Source organism: Chitinophaga sp. CC14, from assembly GCF_048957795.1.
Classification (GTDB): domain Bacteria; phylum Bacteroidota; class Bacteroidia; order Chitinophagales; family Chitinophagaceae; genus Chitinophaga; species Chitinophaga ginsengisegetis.
Genome location: NZ_JARBFY010000003.1, coordinates 1,783,270 through 1,803,678, shown reverse-complemented (window position 1 = coordinate 1,803,678; position 20,409 = coordinate 1,783,270). Strand labels below are relative to the sequence as shown.

Here is a 20,409-nt window from a genome sequence, read left to right as displayed (position 1 = left end):
GTTTTTCCGTATTATCAATTAAAATCAAATTGTATGTTAAACAGACATGAAAAGCTACCAGGCTGGTTAAACCAGCCTTACAAACTCTCTATGACTGAGGTGGAGAACCCTTTTGCAGTAGTAGAAGACTTCTTTGATCATGATTACTTATATGGTCACAGAGATAGTCTTTGGGAAATGATGAAATCAAATGTGACGGGAAACTATTCCAAACGGTTATCTACTAAAGAAAGAGAAAATATGGTCACATCATACGAAATGATAGAAAGGCTGATAGAATCATGTTATCTGATAAATGAATTGCATAAATCAGGTAAGATTGTTTTTAATAAAGCGGCGGAAAATACAGCCCAGTGCGAAGAAGAGTATCCTGATCAACATAACCCTATTATTGAAGGAATCATGAAGGTTGGTGATAAAATTCCGGGTATAGAAAAAGTATATCTAATTAAATACCATTCCCGGATCGACTATACCGCTTCGCTTCTGGTGCTTACGCATGGCAATACCACTAACCATGAGCAGCTGGAACAAAATATAAGGGCACATTTTCAGGAGGATTGGCCTGTGAATATTCTGATAAGGACAGCGACCGAGGTATTCAACCTATGGAAGGAGGGGAATATTTTTTATAACCGGATATGCTGGAAAGAAAGGCTGATATATGATGCGGGGAATATAGCCTTACCGGATTCCAAATTATACTCATTGGATGATATAAAAAATAAGGCAATGGGCCTGTTTGAAAATATTAGCTCTGTTGTTCCTGGATTTCTTCTTGGGGCGAAGAACTACGCTAATGAAAAGATGAATGCCTTATCCGCTTTCTCCCTACATCAGGCAGCAGAACATAGTTTGCGGGCACTACTTATATCCATAATGGGATTTTCACCATATAAGCATAATCTACGTCCCTTCTTAAAATCCAGCTTATTTCTAACTGAAAAGTTGATTGAAGTATTCAATGAGGAAGATATTAAAGAGGAAAAATTTCTTTGCCTGTTAAATAAAGCATACGTGAAAGCCCGCTATGTGAATGACGATCAATTTATTATTACAGATGAAGATTTGGCGCTACTTCATTCAAAAGTACATGCACTTGTTATGACGACAGAGAAAGTATTTTATGAGGTGACTAGCCAGACTGGAACTCTATCATCATCACCTTATTTCACCAAAGCAGATTGTGACTTATGAGAACGATATTCAGAAATGCCAAACTTCATTCAAAAGCTGCCCGCAGGCAGGAAAGGACTGTTGATGTACCGTGGCTTAACTTATCCGGTCATTGGCTTGTAAAGGCAGGGTTTAATATTGGTGATGATATCTGCATAATGGTGCAGCATAATTATCTGCGAATTACAAAATCTGGACAGGTATCGAAAAGTGATCATCCCGTTAAATATAAAATCAAATGAAAAATGCAGAAGATATCCGCATGGCTTCTATAGCCGGTCGTAGCTACCGCCGAAAAGCTACTATTGAAAAAACACCGTTACTTACACTTTCCGGGAAATGGCTCACGGAAGCGGGTTTTGTGATGAACGATAAAGTACAGGTAAGAATACTCCCAGGTAAACTGATTATTACCCAACTAATTAAACTACCTGGATATAAAAGGCAAATAAAACGGTACCTGGAAAAGTTAAACGGAACTATTTAATTACTTATTTGATAACTCTACAATAATACATTATGGCAACAAAATCCAAATTGAAATTGATACAGCAATCCACCCATTACCTGAAAGTACGCCAGGACAGGGTGCCTCCATTTATTATGGAAGGTTCGTATGTTTTTGCTGAAAAAGTAGAAGCAAACGCAATTAGCCTGAAACCAGATATTTTTCTTGTTTCATTCCTAAACGGTGGAAAGAGATTTATAAAAGGTCAACGGAAAAACGGAAATCTTCTATTCTCTGATATCCGTTCTGGCCGGGCTGTACCGTCTTATAAAAATGAAATCAATGGTATCTACCGACTTAAACTTGTTTCTGATACAGAAGTGGATATTCCAGTTCACCTGAAATCCCTCCATGATCAAATATCTTAAGTAACGTGAGTTTTGGTGAAAAATTAAAATAACAGGCACCGTGTATTCCTGCACCCGCCTGCCTTTTATCATCCTATTCTACCAGAAAATCAAGATCCGGTTTATCAACAATGCGCCAACCATCGTCATACAAGGCAAAATATGCTTTCCTGCTTTCCTTGGGTTCAATTTTTAAATTGGAAATGGCAACAAAGGGAGTGACGTTCTTATACACATATGTATATTCAACAATGGCTTTCTTATCGTTTTTCAGCATCTGCATTCCGGTAATCTCTCCAAAATGCTGCTCGGCAAGTTTTACCTTCTGAACCATTATTTTTTTATCTTTCTCCGGTGTTTCCATAAGATACGGTTTGGCCTTATCTGTAAAGAAAATAAAAGGAGTACCCATTTCAGCTAAGGTCTGCTTCCGCTTTAAAGTAATATACCCTTCCTGTTCCAATTTTGTATCCAATGCTCTGGCGGCATGGTCAGGATCAGCAGTGTAGATATCCCAATCAATGGTAACAGGATATTTTGCCTTAATTAATTCCGCCGCGTGTTCTCTGGTAAGTTTCTTTGAGCCGCATGAAATAAATAGAATTGCCGCTACAATAAAAGAGAGTGTCTTCATATAGTGGTTATTTTGAGTTACTAAATAAACCGATTATCGGTTCTGGTTAACAATACAAAATAGGGTTTTTCTATCTTTTTCGCTTCGGTATTTTACCCATTCCCTTAAAAACCTCTTCATCGGAGATCTTTTCACAATGTAGTAAGAACGTACTAAGGGGAATCCCTAACCCTTCAGCGATAAATTCTAAGGTTGTGTATTCCGGGTTACGTCTTCCCAGCTTAATTTCAGTGATAGCATTCTTAGCCACCCCGGAGGATGCCACAAGGTTTCCCTCGCTTTTAACCAGGTTTATATCTTCAATCCCATTCAATTTATTCAACTTTGCCTGCTTCTTATTAGCATCTAACCATTTTGTAAGACCTAAACCCAGTCTGTACGTATAAAACTCTTTAGTTTTTTCCATAGGTGGAAAATGCCATATTTAGAAAAATATTTTACCCCACAATTGTGGGGTAAAGTGATTTTTTTCATATCTTTATACCACAAGCGGCATTAAAAAGCTGCTGAATCACTTAGGATATACGAAATAAATTAGACATGAGAACGATAGTATTTGTAAATACGTCTTGATGATGTATTTTGCGATCTTATAAAATAATGATATTAAGCGATTTGCTTTTGTTTACGGCGCTCTACAAACTACGACCTTGAAGGCACACCCGGAAACTGAGTGAAACGCTCACGCTATGGCGTGGGCGTCTTCTATTCGGTGTGTCAGGGTGTCGTAGCCCCGTAGAGCCGGTAGGGACTAACCCACGTCTTTTTTTTGTCCCTACCAGTAATCACCCTCTTTATTCTATAATCTCGCGCATCCCCACTTCTGGCATATATAATTAACGGTTGTTTTTCAAATCTAAATGGGGTAAGAATTAAGGCAGCCCGTGAATGTCTATTCACTGGGGCTTTATAATCCAACAGACAGTTAAAAAAAGTATGTAACCGCTAAATCTATTGCAGGCAGCGTAACAAACAAACATCTTCCATAATCATAAAACCACGTCATCATGAAAAGATTATTTTTCCTGATAGGGATACTATTGCCATTTCTGCACTGCTTGTCGCAGACAATTCCTGTCAGCAGCCTAAATATAGGTGATCAGATGCCGGCAGTATCGCCAACTCATACCGTAAACTTTTCAAGTAGTCAGATTTCACTTGATTTATACCAGGGCAAACTTCTGCTTCTGGACTTCTGGACAACAAATTGCAGCAGCTGTATTGCAGGTCTTGCAAAATTGGATAGCCTGCAACAGCAATTTAATGGGCGGGTACAGATAATATCTGTTACCCAGGAGAAAAATGCCATCGTTAGAAGATTTTTTGCAAATGGCAAAATTCACCGCCCCCAATTAGCCACCATTACAGATGATAGCTTACTGCACAGTTATTTCCCTCATGCTTCCATACCTCATGTAGTATGGATTGATCCCACCGGCAAAGTGCTATCATTCACTTACGCGGAATATGTAACGGCAGATAATATACGAATGGCATTAGCTGGCAAAATGAATCACCTGCCGGTAAAGAGTGATATCATACCTCATGATTATACCCAACCATTCATGAAACCTGCAATTGCCATCGGCCCTAATGCTTCTGTATTTTACAGCATTCTTACTGGCTATTCGCCTGGCCTGGTCATGAAATCAGGCATTGAGATCGACAGTAGCAGTCAGACCATACGCAGATATGCAACAAACTGGTCTGCCATTGAACTATATCTAATGGCCCTCCAAAAACTAATAAACTTTCCACGTAACCAGGTGCGGCTTGATGTCGCCCATCCGGAAAAATACCTGTATTCGCCAGATCAGGGTTACTTCTTTGACTGGCAACGCCGGAACGCACATTGTTATGAAATCCGTTGCCCCCCTGGCACTACAAGGAAGCAACTGCAAGCCTATATGCTGGATGATCTTAACCGCTATCTGCATATAAGTGGCGGCATACAGGTACTGCCTGTTAAATGCCTAATCCTGAAAAAAGGCTCCTCATTTATTCCGCTATCCTCAAAAGGTGGCCCGGCAGAAATAAAGACAGGTACCAACGGGGACATATTATTCATAAGAAATACGACCATTGCGGCATTATTGTATCAGCTCAACAACATACAGGGCATACCACCTATAATAGACAGCACCGGCATAGCTGATAACCTGGACCTTTCACTAAATATTCCATACGGAAACACTACTGCGTTAAAGACTGCGCTTTCTCGTTATGGCCTCACGATGACAGAGGAACTACGGCAAATAGAAATGCTCGTAATCACGGACCACTCCGTTTTGTAAGAATTATCAACCAACTACCAAACCATTAAAATCCACGAATATGCAAAGAAACACTCATAGCTTTTGCCGTTATGCCCGCCTGATCGGCCTTCTGATAATGCTTCTGGCAACATGGAGTTTTGCTGCAGGTCAGGATAGTAGCAACACTGCCATCCAGGGACGCATAACAAACCAGCAAAATGGCCTTCCGATGTCAGGAGCATCTATCCGATATATATTGGCTAACTATACAGCGCGAACTAATGCTGATGGCTATTTTACCATAAGTAGGGCAGCAAAAACAGACAGCCTTATCATTACTTATGTTGGCTTCACCACCTTAAAAATGCCGGTTAAAGCCATCAGCGGCACTACTACTATCAACATCCAGCTATCACCAAAGCAAACAGGACTAAAGGAGGTAATAGTTTCCACCGGATACCAATTACTATCGCGGGAAAGAGTGACCGGCTCATTTGAAAAGGTAAGTCAGGAAATTATAGACAGGAGAATCAGTACCGATCTTATTTCCCGGCTGGATGGTACCACAAGCATTTTATTTGATCATAGAAATAAAGGCCAGGAACTGCTGTTCAGAGGACGAAGTACATTGTTTGGTAACAATGCTCCATTGGTGGTAGTGGATGATTTCCCCATCGAGGGAGATCTAAACCAGATTAATCCTAATGATATCGCCAGCGTAACACTACTCAAAGATGCAGCCGCATCGTCCATTTGGGGCGTCCGTGCCGGCAATGGCGTATTAGTAATCACCACCAAGAAAGGACGATACGGCCAGACGCAGCAAATAAATGTTACCTCCAATGTTATTATAACCGGTAAGCCTAACCTTTATAATGACAATGCCATTTCATCCGGGGATTTTATCGATGTGGAACAAGAGTTGTTTCGCAAAGGGTATTATACCGGCCCCTTAAACAATACCTATAGCCGCCCTCCGGTAACACCTGTCGTAGAAATATTGCAACAGGAAGCCAGTGGAACTATTACCCATGCCCAGGCTGTTGCTCAGATTGATGCGTTTAGAAATAAGGACATACGCAGTGATTTTCAAAAATATCTTTACCGTACTGCTATTACGCAGCAACACGCAGTCGGTATCAGCGGCGGCAGCCCGACAGTGAACTACTATCTCAGCATCGGCTATGATGCTCTGCAAAGTAATCTGGTCCGTAATGGGTCTCAAAGAGTAACCCTACAATCAGAAAACAGTTTTCATCTTTCAAAGCGATTTGAGCTACAGGCAGGATTACAGTACGCCACCAGCAGAATTGACAATAATAACCCCGGCCCGCAGATGATCATACCAGGTGCGGATAAAGTCAGGTATTTTCCATATGCACAGCTTGCAGATCCAACGGGAAAGCCCTTACCAATGGTGAAAGATTATCGCTATAGCTTTATAGACACCACTGGATCTGGATTACTTAGAGATTGGCGGTATTACCCATTGCTAGATCTCAGACTGGCTGATAATTATAGTAACCTGAATACATATCGCTTTAAAATAGGCGGTACTTATTCAATTTTGCCTGGGCTTTCAGTAGAAATGAGGTACCAGTATGAACAGCAGACAAGTTCTACGTGGAACATGAGTAACGCTGAATCATACTATAGCCGTAATCTAATCAATCTTTACACACAGCTGCAGGATGGCAAACCACTATATGGAATTCCTATTGGAGGCATACTGGATCAAAGTTCCGAGCAACTAACCACGCATTCAGGACGCGGACAGTTAAACTATACCCGATTCTGGAGTAAACACCAGCTGGCAGCTTTGGCGGGAATTGAGGCAAAACAATCCCAAACACTTTTCAACACAGGTAGAACATATGGATATGATCCTGATCTACTGACTTATTCAAATATCAACTATGTAGACTATCTGCCAACATACATGAACCTGAAAGGTGACCAACAGGTATTTGACCCAAAGGATTTTAATAAGTTTTTATACCGCTTCGTTTCCTATTATGCCAATGCTTCTTATACTTATGATGACCGCTATATTATTTCAGCCAGCGCCAGAAAGGACGCCAGTAACCTCTTTGGTGTCAGGAGCAATAAAAAAGGTGTTCCATTATGGTCAGCAGGGCTGCGTTGGAATATTTCTCAGGAAAACTTTTACAAATCTGCCGTCCTCCCGATGCTGGCAGTACGATTGACATATGGCTATAGTGGAAATACCAGCAACCGGCTATCAGCGCATACCATTATTAGTTATAATCCAGCCGGAAATAATTACCTGATCAATGAACCATTTGCCACCATTACCACCCCGCCAAATCCCGACCTGCGATGGGAGAAAACGGCTACTTTAAACATTGGTATTGATTTCAGAACAAAAGGAGATATGCTCACAGGGAGCATTGATCTATATAATAAAAAAAGCATGGACCTGATTGGTAATTCGCCATTAGACCCTACTACCGGTATATCGAGCATGAATATGAATGCTGCTACCATCAATGGACACGGGATAGATATTTCCTTCACAGGTAAATTTATCGATAGCAAACAGTTTAAGGTGGAAACTAATCTGCTTTTCGGTTATAATACCAACAAAGTTACCAGATACCAATATAAGTATAGTAAGGCTATCAGCTATTTGGGGTCAGGTATTAATCCACTGGAGGGAAAGCCTACAGATGCCCTGTTAAGTTACCGCTGGGAAGGGCTGGACAATCAGGGTGATCCGCAAGGCTGGCTCTCAGGTAAGGTAAGCAAAGATTATTCAGCTATCCGCAGTAGCACATTGTTGGATGACTTGGTTTACAGCGGAAGAACCCTACCTCCATTTTACGGCGCACTGCGACCTGCTATTACCTTTCGGCAGTGGAGTATAAGTGCCAACATTACCTACAAGCTGGGGCACTATTTCAGGAGGAATTCCATCAGCTATTCCGCCTTATATCAAAGCTGGAACGGTCATAGCGATTTTGCCAACAGATGGAAGCTGCCTGGTGATGAAAAAAAAACCAACATACCATCAATGACATATCCTGTTAGCAGCTACCGGGATGAATTTTACCTACAATCTGCTGCACTGGTAGATAAAGCCGATATCATCCGTTTGAAGGACATAAACCTGCAATACAACTACCTTTCTGCAGGAAAATCTTTCTTTAAGCAATTACAATTCTTCCTGTACCTGGACAACATCGGTACAATATATCGGGCTACAAATTATGATATAGACCCTGAATATGGTACAGCCGTTCCCCCGCGTGGCGTATCATTCGGCATCAAATCCTCTTTTTAAATTCCTAAATATTTAAGCCATGAGATACTATAAGCATATATCTATCATCTGTTTTCCTTTGACAGTATTACTGTTCCTAAACGCCTGCCGTAAATACCTGGATGCAAAACCGGACAGTAAGATGGAAATACCATCAACTGTAAAAGATCTGCGGGCAATGCTGGATGATGTGGCAACGATGAACCTTTCCTGGCCTATTGCCGGTGAGGTAGCTGCTGATAACTATTATCTGATTTCTAACAACTGGTCCAGCCTTTCGTCTGTAACAGACCGGGACAATTATATATGGAAAGCAGATGTAAGTAACGATATGGACTGGAGCCTTTCGTACCGTGTCGTATTCAAAGCCAATGTAGTGCTGGAAAAATTAAATGATATTGTTCCGACACCAGCAGAACAGGAAGAATGGTCAAGACTAAAAGGTAGCGCTCTATTTTACCGGGCATTTGCCTTTTATATGGTCACCCAGGAATTCGCCCCTCCGTATGACCATAATACCGCATCGGTCTCGCCGGGCATTCCGCTGAGGCTATCAGCTGATGTAAATGAGATTTCTACCCGCGCATCAGTGGAAAGTACATATTCCACTATAATAAACGATCTTGAAAATGCGGCCATGCTGCTGCCTGTCAATGTACCGTATAAAACCCGTCCATCCAGATTAGCAGTTTTTGCCTTATTGTCGCGTGTTCATCTCACGATGGGAGATTTCTCAAAAGCAGCTTCATATGCGGATTACTGCATAAAAAACGGCACTCAACTACTGGACTATAATGATGTAAACCCCAATACAGACGAACCTTTGAAGCGATTTAACAATGAAGTCATTTTTCATGTGGCGGCTAATTATTCATATTGCCTCGATCCGTCTATTTGTAAGGTTGATACAACGCTCGTCACATCTTATGCCAACGCCGATCTGCGAAAACCAATATTTTACAGAATCAATAGCGATGGTAGCGCAGCTTTTCGCGGAAATTATGACGGCAGTAACTCATATCAGCTGTTCACTGGTCTGGCTGCTGACGAGGTTTTTATTACTGCTGCTGAATGCCTTGCCAGACAGGGAAAAAACACGGAAGCTCGGCAAATACTGAATGTGTTTTTGAAAACCAGGTATGATAAATCGACATTTCTTCCTGTGACGGAAACAGATAAGGATCGCCTTCTGTCAATAATTCTGTTAGAAAGAAGAAAGGAGCTGCCATTCCGGGGGATAAGATGGATAGACCTACGCCGGCTAAATAATGCCGGTACCGAAAATATCACCATTCGCCGGCAGATCAATGGAGTGGTGTATACCTTACCTCCCCATGATCTGCGCTATGCCATGCAGATTCCCAGTAGCGTAACAGCCATTGTTCCAACCATACCGAAAAACCCAAGATGAAGATGGCAGGTGTATATCACCTGCCATCTTGTTTTACGGTTTAAAAACCACTCTTCCCGCTATCGGAGTACCCGCATCAATATCCCCCTGGATATTATTTAAGGCAGTAGCGTCAGGTAACCCATTACTGGCGTTCTTTTCCACCCTTATAGCACACAGCTGGCTACCATTTAAGCAACCTGTAGAGGACACCTCATGATAATTGGCCGGATTGGTAGTTCCACCTGGTTGTGTGGGTGAATATTGAAACCATGCCATCGCCCTGCTCGTTGCACTTTCAGATGAAGATGCCTTAGTAGCATATGCTCCGCCTATACCTGCAACAATTGCAAGAGCAGCAAACAGCAACTTTACTTTTTTCATAACATTGTTTTTAAAATGGTGAAAGAAATGATTCTGCCTATTTTTCTGTACGCAGGTAATGGGCATGACCTGCATTGCGCCGCAATATTTTTGACGTATATAAAAAGCGTTTTAAATTAATGTAGTGCAGAAACAAAGGAAGGAATTACCAGGTACTGTAAAGCCTACCACAGCTAGTAGTAGGGTCTTTATCTGGTTGATTGTCAACTCGTATGGCAAATATAAAAATTAGAACCCCAAAGAATCTCGAAGATTATAGATGGAAATAATTCCATAAATTCAATTCTTCAATTATAAGTGATGGAAATTACTTTATGACAGGATTAATTAATAAATATTAGACATCAAACAGTACGCTTTAAATTATGACTCCAACAATTAATATTATAAATGAAGATAAATTCGTTCGTGCCCTCAGTGGATGTAGTGATAAAGGATTTAGAATAATTGATGGAAAGGATTTTGAGATCTTACAATACGACACCAAACCACTAGATAATTATACGCCACCGCCGTGTTTTCCGGATTATTGCGATTTTCACAATGGAATTAAGGTAGACACCCATGAGTATTTTGATAAATTTCCTGAATGTTGCGCAAAACACAAAAAGCTGCTGCAGGTAAACTGGTTTAACAAAGGGAAATACGAGTACATAAAGACAAAGATTTTTGATACTGTTTGTTATACCCAAGACTGTATAAACAAATCCATCAAAAATAGAAGCTGGTACAAAGAAATTACAGACTATATAGATTATACCATTAGAAGCTATGGGCAATTACCTATAGGATATGGCCCTTCACCAGGCATTCAAATATACTACAATAGCATTGAATCAATAATAAGTCAAGCCAAAGGCATACCCAATAACAAAAAGCAAAAATTACTGGAATATCTTGATCAGGAAGGAACACCTAGTAAACATCCATCCAAAAACACAGATCTTAATATCCTTATAGATACATATAAGAAATGGTTAAGCATTTTCCCTTTTGAGCTTCCCTTTTTCAAAAATCTAAAACCTTATTTTTCAAAACACCTCCCTTTTATAGAAAATATTTCTGAGCCGAACTTATACGATCATTTGGTTCGGGCTAAAACCGTATCCAAAGAACGGCTTGTCAAGCATTTACTTGATGCTACAATTGAATTGATCACCTCAATTAACTGTAGTACTCAATATACGGAGGGGAAACTTGAAAATATATCAAAGTTGGAAATTGAACTGATACTTTCGTCAAGAAATCTGGAGCTTCAGGCATTAAAGTATAAAACGTTAGATGACCGTAAACAATATACAGATGTTCTAAAAGAATGGTTTAATGGCGAGAAAAAATTCATCAAAGAAATAGCTCCACATCTAAGCAATATTATCCCAAACACCGATTGGAATAAAGACGGGAATTCCAATCCAGCAATTAATAGCCATTCTGCCGATATGATATCTAAAGTGACAACATTACTTGCAAGATATCCCAAAATACAAGAGTTATATATATCAGCGAACCTAAAACTCAATGAAGGCAAATATTTTAGAAATATTTTAGATGATTATAGATTGGTCCTGGAGTTAAGCATGAAAGCAGTCTTATCAAGCGAAAAATCAATGGAAAATCAAAGACCTGCAATAAATATATTCTTTTCCCAGAAAGGCAAATCAGTTCAGCATATGAATATTTTCTGGCAGGTGATCGACTTTTATTGCAAATACAACAACAGTAATGTAAAACATAATGACGCTGTAAACCCTAGTGAAATCAGGTTTATTGTTGATCAATCGAACAACTGTTTAATTGAGTTGCTCACAGCCTAACGCTATTCTTAGATTTTTCTTGTAGTGTTCGCTAACTGAACTAGCAAATCATATAGCCGCTGTTTATTCTTTGGATCAATATCATAATAACTGCTATGGAGGTGTGTGTAACTGATCTGATCAGATTTCATGCTGGTGTAATGAGCAGCCACAAATTCCAGCAATTTCTTTACATTAACGTTCTGTATGGCCCCCATCTCCTTAAACACACGAAAAATAGCAGCCAACAAGGGGACTGATAAATTGGTTTGTACTTTATATTCATCAATGCTCATTGACCCGCTGTCTCCAAATGATCCAGATGCCGGATGCAATAACTGAATTTCTTCCTCTATTTGTTCTGCTATTTGCTGATCAATTCCTGGCAGGTCCAGTACTAACTTACCAGATGATTGAATGAATACTTCATTCACCAGTCTTTTATAGCTATGGAGCAGCTTTACCCTGTCGTCTGTTGTTTCCAGATGCGACAACTTCTTTTTTATGAGTTGCTGCACGAAATAATTAGCAAATAACGGCGTATTATAGTTTATTCTTAATAATAGCTCCGTCAACAACGGCAATGATCCGTGATGCGCCTCATATAAGGAAGAATTCCGTAATTCAAACCAGGCAGCTTTCAGATAAAAGAAAATCCGATATGGAAGATGTACTCTATCATTTGAGGCAAATGAACGTAGGTTATTTAATACAAGATCCACCAAGACCGGATCTTGTTTATAATCATATAATTTCTTTTCCAACAATGGGAGTTCTTTTGTAATCAGATCCCGGCAGACGGTATGATAGCTTTCTGGCACCCGCTGCTCCAGGTCAAAATATTTTAAAAAATCATTCTCAATAAAAGCCAATAGCTCTGCAAGACATTGTTGCAGCTTTTTATACAGGAAAACAGATAAACGGCTATTACTGCTGACATCAGCCGCTTGACTAAGCATATCGAGCAGATGAATTAAAAGAATCTGATACCGGTTAATCAATACCTGCATGTTCATCTCGTCCCTTGTATTAAACATATCTTCCAATAGCGCAAGCCTGATTTTAACTTTTTCATCTACTGCTACAGTTAAGGTCTGTCTTACAAATGCTGCATCCAGGGCGGAAGGGTTACTGTTTATGGCTGGCAAGGTCTGATTAACGAGCAAATCAAACCACTCTAAAGAATATTTTCTCTGCATAGGATTTAAGTTTTTCAATGTATGATCTGATTTCTAAGGTACTATAGCTAACAGATCAATTGTTCAGCAAAAAGGAGAGAAAATAACGCAATCGGGAGCATCTTACAAAACCCCATTCTTACGGTAAGCAGCCGGTGTAATCCCTACTCGTTGCTTAAATGCTGCAATAAAACTCGATAAATACTGATACCCAGTTGCAGTGGCGATTTCCTCCAGGCTCAACTCTGTTTCCCGTAACCATTGTTGGGCCACCTGTATTCGCCGGCTCAACTGGTAGTCAAAGATTGATGATCCGGTAAGCAGCTGGAACCCTTTCTTCAGTTTATATTCATTGATATAGATCATGCGCGAGAGGTCTTTAATGGTATAATGAGTATCCAGATTTTCTGCCAACAAATCTTTGAGCGCCATAATCCGCTGTCGCTCTTCATGTGTTAATGATATCTCAGACCTGTTGCTGCCATGAGCTATGGTAAACACCTCCGTCATAATATCCATGACCCTTGCATCTGCATACATACCCCGCAGGCTTCCCATATAATTACAATGCAACAGTTTATCTATGCAATCCAGGAGTGTCATAGGGGCATCAACCGGCGCCGATGTAAGACTTACAGGAGTACTTCCATTTATTTTACCTATAAATTCCTTCAATACGGGATAGTAGGCAACAAAGTGATTCAAATACTCAATAGGCATCGCTATGTCGAGCGTAGCATAAATTCCGCCATCTCCAAATCGGAAAGTACTTTCAGGATATGGGTGATAGAAAAGTAAAAACTGTCCAGGTGAAAGCACAAACTGGCCCAATTCTTTTACCTCAACATTTAACAAATTATCCAGTGCTATTCGGAATACCAGTTTAGGAGTGTCACAGTGACTTTCTAACATGTCATCCTTCTCTAAACTGAATACATTATACCATACTGCGTAATCGTTGCTTTCAGCAATGCACTGAAATAATAACTCACCATTGTTATAGTTCATAGCAGATCTTCTCTGAGATACTATCTGATGGTGTAATAATTCAGCTGAAATATTCTCTGTATAACGAAATGGCATACCGCTGCTTGAGGTCACTTTACAAAGCATGATCATCACATTTGGTGAATTAATGGGCTTACTAAACATTCATTTGTATTCCGGCAATAGGTGCTGCAGTAATACTGCAAAAAAGGGAATCTGTTTGTTATGGTTAACTTAACAGGCGCTGTGCATTCTTAATTTACAAAAAACTGCGGTATTAAATCATGACGATTCTGTACAAGATAAATAAATACATAAATTCCAGTAGCTTGATAATCAGTGAAAAGTGTTTAGCTTGCCGCTCGATAAATTAATGACAAGATGCCAGCAATAGATATTAAGAAATTTACTAAATCATTTAATATAGACGGAGCAGATGTTGAATTTAACTTTCAACCTATGAACATCAGGAAAAAACAGCTGTATCAGGTATATTGTAATTACAATGGGAACCAGGTGCGTTTCCATCTGCAAAGTAAGGATGAACAAAATTTCATAATTACCAGTAAAGCCGTCTGCCCAAAGGAATATCATGGACTGGAACAGGAATTCTCAGAGGCCATTTGTAACAATTGATTATAATAAGAGGGCGTCTCATAAATAAATGAGATGCCCTCTTATTACTATTTTGATAGCTGCAAGATTCTGAAAGCGCCCCGCATTACAATGGTAAACACTATCATGCCTACCACCAGGTCCGGTATCCTGGATGATGTTAAGTAAACCAGGCCACCAGCTATCATTACACCAATATTGATGATCACATCATTGGAGGTAAATATCTGGCTGGCTTTTATATGCGCCTCATCACTTTTCGTTCTGCGCAGGATGACAAGCGAAAGTGCGTTCCCTATCAGCGCGAATAATGATATGTATATCATGGTGCTGAATACCGGCGTTTCACCGAAACCCATAAACCTCCTGATCACTTCTATAAACCCGATCACTGCCAGCATTAGTTGAAAATAACCGCTCACTTTTGCAATACGCTTCTTCCGTAAGATGGTACCACCTACTGCATACAGGCTGAGGCCATATACTAGCGCGTCAGCCAGCATGTCCAGGCTGTCAGCCACCAGTCCCATAGAATGTGAAATAAACCCGGTGGTTATTTCCAATACAAAGAAGAAAGCATTGATCAGCAGCACATAAATCAACAGCCGCCGTTCGTTACCCTCCGACGCCAGATGCAACTCAGCATCCACCGGCTCAGATGCCACATGGCTTTCATCAAGGCTGAGAGCATGTATAGCAGCAGCAATTGGCGCCAACTCACCTGCATGCACCACGTCCAGCTTCCTTTCTCCCAAATCAAATATTAACTGCTTTATACCTTGTATCCCCTCCAGCTTCATACGCACCAGCTGCTCTTCCGCGGAGCAATCCATCTTTTTTATATGAAATGTAGATTTTAGCATTGCCTACAATTTTAATTTCAACCCACCATTTACTACAAAGCCATCTAATGGGGCATAAATGTCTCTGAAAACAGGGCGTGTAACCGTTCCGGTGTATATACTGTCAAAACGGGTTTGTCTGGTATCCATGAAATTTTCAAAGTTTACGAACAGCGAAAACCGCTCCCACAAACGTTCCGCCATAAACCCACATATCCAGTAAGGCTTACCTGTAGTACCATCGCTAAGTGCCTGTTTACTGTAATAGTATGCTTCCAGGCCAATCTTCCACTTTTCTTCCATCTCATACATCAGCACGTTGTTCAGCCGGTGTTTGGCAGTGAGCGGGTTTGCCTTCTTTATCCCGTTATCATTCAGCTGTGCATCCGTAAATGTATAGCCGATGAACAGTTTAAAATCACCATAACCAAATTTAACATTCGTTTCCCAACCTTTGGTATCGATGAATCCGTTAACATTTTCCAGCCTGTATAAATTCCCCGCTGTACTGTTCAGTAATAAAGGATCATTGATGCGGGTATAAAAGAAAAGCTGGTTAACGCTGAAACTAACCTTATCATCAAACAATGATGTTTTATAGTTCAGATCAAAATTGACACCGTATGAGCGTTCCAGCTTATTGGCATCCGGGCTGATAGGCAGAACGGATTTGTACTGTATGCGTTCTGTTTCTTCCGTAAAGATGGTCGGCGTTTTATAACCCAAGCCACCGCCCAGCCGGGAAGACAGCGTTGGTGAGATCTTAAATAATGCCGAAAGGCGGGGTAACAGCACCAGACCGTAGTCAATCACATAGTCTCCCCGCAGGCCCGTCTCCAACTGCAGCCAGTTATTGGCCTTCCAGGTATTCTGCACAAAAGCGCCCAGCGTATTCTGGTCATAATTCCGCCTGGGAATAGTATCGGTCTGCTGTTCCTTGAAATTATCCGTATAAACATTGATACCGGCTACCCAATCCATGTTCTCCCGCTGGCGGCTGTAGGTCGCCTCCGTATAGGAGGACCACTGCTGCCCATCAAACACATAATCAGGAACAGATATCTTCCGTTTAAAGCTATTCACAGAGTTTTTTACGGTTAGCATATTTCCCTCACTGAACTCATGATCAAAGGAAAACTGTGTAGAAAAGCGGTTACTTTTATTTTTCTCATAGTAGCTGTGCGTACTGTCCCCTCTACCTTTTATATAAAGAATATCTCCGCCAGTTCTGTCTTCCGTAATAAAGTTCACGCCCAGGTTCATCTTGGTTTTCGGGCTGAAATACACGAACAGCTTTGGGTTGATCACATACCGCTCAAACTTGGGGATAGCGGTAAAGCCCGTATTGGACGGGTCATAGGCGCTATTACTGTTCCGGGAGGCAAAGACAGTCAGGCCCACCTTATCAAACCGCTGTCCGTAAAAGCCATTGATATCCAGCCCGCCGGCGGAGGTACCATTTACCAGAAAACGCAGCTCCCGTTCTTCTGTGGGTACTTTGGATATCAGGTTTACCAGGCCGGCAATGGCACCGCCGCCATACAGGGTAGACGCCGAGCCTTTTATGACTTCCACCTGCTTTAAATCCAATGGCGGCGTCTGCAGCAGACCCAGGCCACCGGAAAAACCGGCGTATAATGGAAATCCATCTTTGAGTATTTGGGTATAGCGGCCATCCAATCCCTGGATACGGATACTGGAATTAGCCGAAGTAGCGGATACCTGCTGGGTCTGGATACCGGTACTTTCGTTCAGCATCATCCGGATATCTCCTGGCTTCATGTTGCCCTTCTCTTCCAGCTCTTCCCCAGCTATAAACTCAACACGGGTAGGTATATCCCGGATGCTGCGGTTACTACGGGTGGACGATATAACGACTTCTTCCATCTCTTCCCCGGCATGTTCCAGGGAAATTACCGGGATCTCTCCGGTTAATGGGAACGAAAAAGTATCGGTCCGTTCCTGGTATCCCACAAAACTGATGGTGATGGCATGTTTGCCATTAGGAATGCCGGTTATGGTTACCTGTCCTTTATCATCCGCTTTAGCGCCCTTGCTGGTCCCAGCCAGTACGGCAGTGGCCCCAATTAATGGTTCTTTTGAATCTGCATCTTTTATAACTGCTGTGAAAGTGTTCTGCGCCAGGCACACCTGGGCAAAGCACAGCAGAAGTATACTGCTGAGTATCTTGATCATTCGTCTGTGTATGTAAAAAGGAATAATGTATGATTCGCCTACTTCTTGCAGGCCCACCACATGATGTACTATTATATAATAAGCACTTTAGAATAACTGAGGGGGTTGCCAGATGGCAGCGGAAAATTCAGGGAGGGACTTTTCTATATAATCCGCATATATACTCCTGGGAGCGGAAACCTCATTGAAAGCAGCCCGGTCTATCTCCGGCACCACTGCACCATGACAGGTATTGCAGGAAAAAAATGGACTGCAGGGTAACTCCGGTTTGTTATGGTTGTCATGATCACTGTGTTTGCCTTCACCCACAAAGGCCTGCTCATCCTCACAGCAATAATCATCTCCGCAGCACGGAATAGCTGAAAGTGTCAGCACGTACAAGGAAAATATGATCATCAGCCATTTCATGGATGCAAATATACGGATCGCCAATTTACATCCAATCGTATTATTTTTTCTATAAATATTATTTTGTCAACATTAGTCACGCTTACGGACCTCCGTTGCGACGCTCCGTTCATCTGCAATCTCCCTATTACCCCTTTTTGAAGAAAGGGATACTTTCTTATTCTTCCCTCCGAAAATTAGGGTGCCGCTCAGCTCATACGAAAGTCTGCACCTCCGCTGCGCTGCGGTTGGCCTGCGGTTGAGCAAAAAAAATCTCCACTACGTGCATGATGATCTATCAATGGTCGCAGTCGTATTTTTTTTCCTCAAACTTCCTCCTTCCTTCACGGCCCACTGGCTGGTCGCTATGGGTGAATGCAAGGCAGGGTGCCGAGCATTACAGATTTTCTAACCGTAAAATTTAGCGACTATGACACATCACTTTTTTTCCCGTGTTATGCGGCTATCATGGCGAATTCAGCGCCAACGCCATGTAACAAGGTCTAAAGCTCTCTTCTCCGCATGGGCTATTCTCTTAAATGAAGATATCACCGTTTGGTTTCTCGTTAAAAAACACAGCCATACTAATTACGCCAACCGCGTAAACCCGGAACAGCTAACACTTTTAGGCGACTAACCAAGCACCATTATTTCACCTTTAAATTTTCAAATCATGGAAATCATTGGAAGATTAACCGCAGATGCAATTATAGCAACGGTTGCAGGAAACAAACAGGTAGTAAATTTTAGTATTGCAGTTAACGACTATTACCGCACGAAAGGTAGCGCAGAAACAAAGAAACTGACTACTTATATATCCTGCGCGTACTGGATCAGTACCAAAGTTGCCGACCTCTTAAAAAAGGGAACGCTGGTACAGGTAGACGGCAGAATAGGTATAAATGCCTACTCCGTAGCAGGGGAACCACGGGCCAAAATTACCCTGCATGTAAATAAGATAAAGATTTATCCGGTAAAAAGTAGTCCGGCAGCCGCGCCGGTCGTGGCTGGTGCTACTGCGCCGGCAGATGATCTGCCCTTTTAAACTCCCAGGTATCCGCCCGGTGTCCGGGTGGATACCCTTTTCCCAAATCATTTTATAATAATCTTTACCACAGCTTCCCCTGCTGCGGCCTACAAATCAAAACAGGGGTACTTTATGGCACATAATATTTTCTTCAACGAACAAACCGGTAAACATAGTTTCTTTTCTGTACAGCAAAAGGCATGGCATGGATTAGGCCAGATTGTAGAAAGTTATCCTACCAGCGCGGAAGCAATCCAATTTGCCGGACTGGATTATACTGTAGAAAAACGCCGCTTGTTTACATTAGACAATGGACAAGTCAACGAACAAGAGGAATTAATTCATAATGAAATTGAGGTACCCAACTATTACGCCACCCTTCGCACCGACACACAAGCCGTGTTAGGGGTAGTGGGAAAGGATTACCAGGTAGTACAGAACACGGACGCCTTTACCTTCTTTGATTCCATTGTAGGCGGTGACGGTATTTTTTACGAAACTGCCGGGGCGCTGGGTCAGGGCGAACGTATATTTATAACGGCCAAACTGCCAAATTATATTAAAGTGGGTAATGATGACCTGATAGAACAATATCTTTTCTTAACTACCAGCCATAACGGTATGGGAAGTATTACCGCCGCATTTACACCTATCCGCATTGTATGTAACAATACACTGAATGCAGCCATGCGTAACCATTCCAACAGCATCAAAATACGGCATACTGTAAATGCAAAGGACCGGCTGGCACAGGCGCATAAAGTAATGGGCCTTGCTAACACCCTGTCTGTGCAGATGGAAGAAGTTTTTAACCGTTGGTCCAAAGTGCGTATTACAGACCCGGAAGTAAAAAAACTTATTCAGCTGGCTATGGTGCCTAATAAAGAAGTATTGCAAAACATACAATCCGGTAAAGTAGATGAACTGTCCACTGCCTTTACTAACATCGTGGATAATGTTTACGATTACGCCATGAGTGACAGCACCCAGCAAACAGATACCACACGCGGCACTCTCTTTGGTGCTTATAATGCCGTTAGCGGCTACTTTCAGAATGTACGCAGCTATAAGACGCAGGAAGTAAAACTAAATTCCATCATGAACGGTACCGCGCAGTTGCGGACGCAAAGCGCCTTTAACCTCTGCGAATCATTCGCCAGCAAAGGGTCTGCAGGATTGATTTTTAACTAAGGCATATAGCGGGGAGTTATTCTCCCCGCTATATCTTTATCACTTCCAGGATTGGTGTCTTTTTGCCGCCAAAAAACGGCCTGCCCTACGGGACAGGCCGTTGTGGATATCTGATAAAGATCAATACGGACTTCGCTGTTCAATAAAAATCCGGGCAGGAATGCCCGGAACACATCTATAACTGAAAACTACGAAAACCACTATTATCCCTTGAAG

General features: G+C 41.6%; 18 protein-coding genes. 10 read left to right on the top strand and 8 right to left on the bottom strand.

What is annotated here, in order from left to right:
• The first annotated feature begins 33 nt into the window (after positions 1–33).
• The 4 genes from PV783_RS17380 to PV783_RS17365 are packed head-to-tail and all read left to right on the top strand — an operon-like array spanning position 34 to position 2,052.
• Positions 34–1,197 (top strand): HEPN domain-containing protein, encoded by a 1,164-nt coding sequence (locus PV783_RS17380; RefSeq protein WP_420988953.1) that lies wholly within the window; start codon positions 34–36, stop codon positions 1,195–1,197.
• Entirely contained in the window at positions 1,194–1,418 is a 225-nt protein-coding gene (locus PV783_RS17375; RefSeq protein ID WP_420988952.1) for a SymE family type I addiction module toxin, read from the top strand. The genes PV783_RS17380 and PV783_RS17375 overlap by 4 nt, the downstream gene beginning before the upstream one ends.
• Positions 1,415–1,663 (top strand): SymE family type I addiction module toxin, encoded by a 249-nt coding sequence (locus tag PV783_RS17370; protein ID WP_420988951.1) that lies wholly within the window; start codon positions 1,415–1,417, stop codon positions 1,661–1,663. Before PV783_RS17375 ends, PV783_RS17370 begins: the two co-directional genes overlap by 4 nt.
• Positions 1,664–1,695: 32 nt before the next feature.
• Positions 1,696–2,052 carry a hypothetical protein gene (locus PV783_RS17365; protein ID WP_354660491.1) on the top strand — a complete coding sequence of 119 codons (357 nt, stop codon included), beginning with the start codon at positions 1,696–1,698 and terminating at the stop codon, positions 2,050–2,052.
• Between the two features lie 73 nt (positions 2,053–2,125).
• Here the strand turns inward: PV783_RS17365 and PV783_RS17360 are convergent, their stop codons facing one another.
• Positions 2,126–2,665, bottom strand: coding sequence for a hypothetical protein (locus PV783_RS17360; RefSeq protein ID WP_420988950.1), 540 nt, complete (start codon positions 2,663–2,665; stop codon positions 2,126–2,128).
• A 70-nt stretch (positions 2,666–2,735) separates the two neighbouring features.
• Positions 2,736–3,071, bottom strand: a complete 336-nt coding sequence (locus PV783_RS17355; RefSeq protein WP_354660489.1) for a hypothetical protein — start codon at positions 3,069–3,071, stop codon at positions 2,736–2,738.
• Between the two features lie 601 nt (positions 3,072–3,672).
• Here PV783_RS17355 and PV783_RS17350 point away from each other — a divergent pair.
• From PV783_RS17350 to PV783_RS17340, 3 genes are read left to right on the top strand one after another with little or no spacing between them, the layout of a single operon-like run.
• Complete coding sequence (locus tag PV783_RS17350; protein ID WP_420988949.1) at positions 3,673–4,959, top strand: redoxin family protein; 1,287 nt, start codon at positions 3,673–3,675, stop codon at positions 4,957–4,959.
• Between the two features lie 40 nt (positions 4,960–4,999).
• Positions 5,000–8,224, top strand: coding sequence for a SusC/RagA family TonB-linked outer membrane protein (locus tag PV783_RS17345; protein ID WP_420988948.1), 3,225 nt, complete (start codon positions 5,000–5,002; stop codon positions 8,222–8,224).
• A 19-nt stretch (positions 8,225–8,243) separates the two neighbouring features.
• Entirely contained in the window at positions 8,244–9,614 is a 1,371-nt protein-coding gene (locus PV783_RS17340; protein WP_420988947.1) for a RagB/SusD family nutrient uptake outer membrane protein, read from the top strand.
• Between the two features lie 33 nt (positions 9,615–9,647).
• Here PV783_RS17340 and PV783_RS17335 read toward each other — a convergent pair whose 3' ends face one another.
• The gene (locus PV783_RS17335) at positions 9,648–9,977 is read right to left on the bottom strand and encodes a DUF6520 family protein (protein WP_420988946.1); all 330 of its coding nucleotides are present in this window, start codon (positions 9,975–9,977) and stop codon (positions 9,648–9,650) included.
• A gap of 365 nt (positions 9,978–10,342) precedes the next feature.
• Between PV783_RS17335 and PV783_RS17330 the strand changes: the two genes are divergently transcribed.
• Entirely contained in the window at positions 10,343–11,791 is a 1,449-nt protein-coding gene (locus tag PV783_RS17330; RefSeq protein WP_420988945.1) for a hypothetical protein, read from the top strand.
• 8 nt (positions 11,792–11,799) lie between these two features.
• On the opposite strand, the gene PV783_RS17325 is transcribed toward PV783_RS17330, so the two are convergent.
• The 5 genes from PV783_RS17325 to PV783_RS17305 all read right to left on the bottom strand — a co-directional run bounded on the left by PV783_RS17325 (position 11,800) and on the right by PV783_RS17305 (position 17,984).
• Complete coding sequence (locus tag PV783_RS17325; protein WP_420988944.1) at positions 11,800–12,969, bottom strand: hypothetical protein; 1,170 nt, start codon at positions 12,967–12,969, stop codon at positions 11,800–11,802.
• 102 nt (positions 12,970–13,071) lie between these two features.
• Positions 13,072–14,067 (bottom strand): helix-turn-helix domain-containing protein, encoded by a 996-nt coding sequence (locus PV783_RS17320; protein WP_420989234.1) that lies wholly within the window; start codon positions 14,065–14,067, stop codon positions 13,072–13,074.
• Between the two features lie 551 nt (positions 14,068–14,618).
• Positions 14,619–15,413 carry a cation transporter gene (locus PV783_RS17315; RefSeq protein WP_420988943.1) on the bottom strand — a complete coding sequence of 265 codons (795 nt, stop codon included), beginning with the start codon at positions 15,411–15,413 and terminating at the stop codon, positions 14,619–14,621.
• 3 nt (positions 15,414–15,416) lie between these two features.
• A complete protein-coding gene (locus tag PV783_RS17310) occupies positions 15,417–17,588 on the bottom strand; it encodes a TonB-dependent receptor (RefSeq protein ID WP_420988942.1) in 2,172 nt (723 codons plus the stop codon).
• 87 nt (positions 17,589–17,675) lie between these two features.
• Positions 17,676–17,984, bottom strand: coding sequence for a DUF6660 family protein (locus PV783_RS17305; protein WP_420989233.1), 309 nt, complete (start codon positions 17,982–17,984; stop codon positions 17,676–17,678).
• Positions 17,985–18,648: 664 nt separating this feature from the next.
• Here PV783_RS17305 and PV783_RS17300 point away from each other — a divergent pair.
• A complete protein-coding gene (locus PV783_RS17300) occupies positions 18,649–19,020 on the top strand; it encodes a single-stranded DNA-binding protein (RefSeq protein WP_420988941.1) in 372 nt (123 codons plus the stop codon).
• 114 nt (positions 19,021–19,134) lie between these two features.
• Entirely contained in the window at positions 19,135–20,193 is a 1,059-nt protein-coding gene (locus PV783_RS17295) for a DUF932 domain-containing protein (protein WP_354660478.1), read from the top strand.
• Positions 20,194–20,409 lie beyond the last annotated feature (216 nt).

Bases quoted from the DNA above. Each gene is read 5' to 3' on its own strand.
- PV783_RS17310 (WP_420988942.1), bottom strand. From the start codon at position 17,588: ATGATCAAGATACTCAGCAGTATACTTCTGCTGTGCTTTGCCCAGGTG.
- PV783_RS17370 (WP_420988951.1), top strand. From the start codon at position 1,415: ATGAAAAATGCAGAAGATATCCGCATGGCTTCTATAGCCGGTCGTAGC.
- PV783_RS17380 (WP_420988953.1), top strand. From the start codon at position 34: ATGTTAAACAGACATGAAAAGCTACCAGGCTGGTTAAACCAGCCTTAC.
- PV783_RS17365 (WP_354660491.1), top strand. From the start codon at position 1,696: ATGGCAACAAAATCCAAATTGAAATTGATACAGCAATCCACCCATTAC.
- PV783_RS17350 (WP_420988949.1), top strand. From the start codon at position 3,673: ATGAAAAGATTATTTTTCCTGATAGGGATACTATTGCCATTTCTGCAC.
- PV783_RS17295 (WP_354660478.1), top strand. From the start codon at position 19,135: ATGGCACATAATATTTTCTTCAACGAACAAACCGGTAAACATAGTTTC.
- PV783_RS17305 (WP_420989233.1), bottom strand. From the start codon at position 17,984: ATGATCATATTTTCCTTGTACGTGCTGACACTTTCAGCTATTCCGTGC.
- PV783_RS17300 (WP_420988941.1), top strand. From the start codon at position 18,649: ATGGAAATCATTGGAAGATTAACCGCAGATGCAATTATAGCAACGGTT.
- PV783_RS17335 (WP_420988946.1), bottom strand. From the start codon at position 9,977: ATGAAAAAAGTAAAGTTGCTGTTTGCTGCTCTTGCAATTGTTGCAGGT.
- PV783_RS17315 (WP_420988943.1), bottom strand. From the start codon at position 15,413: ATGCTAAAATCTACATTTCATATAAAAAAGATGGATTGCTCCGCGGAA.
- PV783_RS17375 (WP_420988952.1), top strand. From the start codon at position 1,194: ATGAGAACGATATTCAGAAATGCCAAACTTCATTCAAAAGCTGCCCGC.
- PV783_RS17340 (WP_420988947.1), top strand. From the start codon at position 8,244: ATGAGATACTATAAGCATATATCTATCATCTGTTTTCCTTTGACAGTA.
- PV783_RS17360 (WP_420988950.1), bottom strand. From the start codon at position 2,665: ATGAAGACACTCTCTTTTATTGTAGCGGCAATTCTATTTATTTCATGC.
- PV783_RS17320 (WP_420989234.1), bottom strand. From the start codon at position 14,067: ATGATCATGCTTTGTAAAGTGACCTCAAGCAGCGGTATGCCATTTCGT.
- PV783_RS17325 (WP_420988944.1), bottom strand. From the start codon at position 12,969: ATGCAGAGAAAATATTCTTTAGAGTGGTTTGATTTGCTCGTTAATCAG.
- PV783_RS17355 (WP_354660489.1), bottom strand. From the start codon at position 3,071: ATGGAAAAAACTAAAGAGTTTTATACGTACAGACTGGGTTTAGGTCTT.
- PV783_RS17330 (WP_420988945.1), top strand. From the start codon at position 10,343: ATGACTCCAACAATTAATATTATAAATGAAGATAAATTCGTTCGTGCC.
- PV783_RS17345 (WP_420988948.1), top strand. From the start codon at position 5,000: ATGCAAAGAAACACTCATAGCTTTTGCCGTTATGCCCGCCTGATCGGC.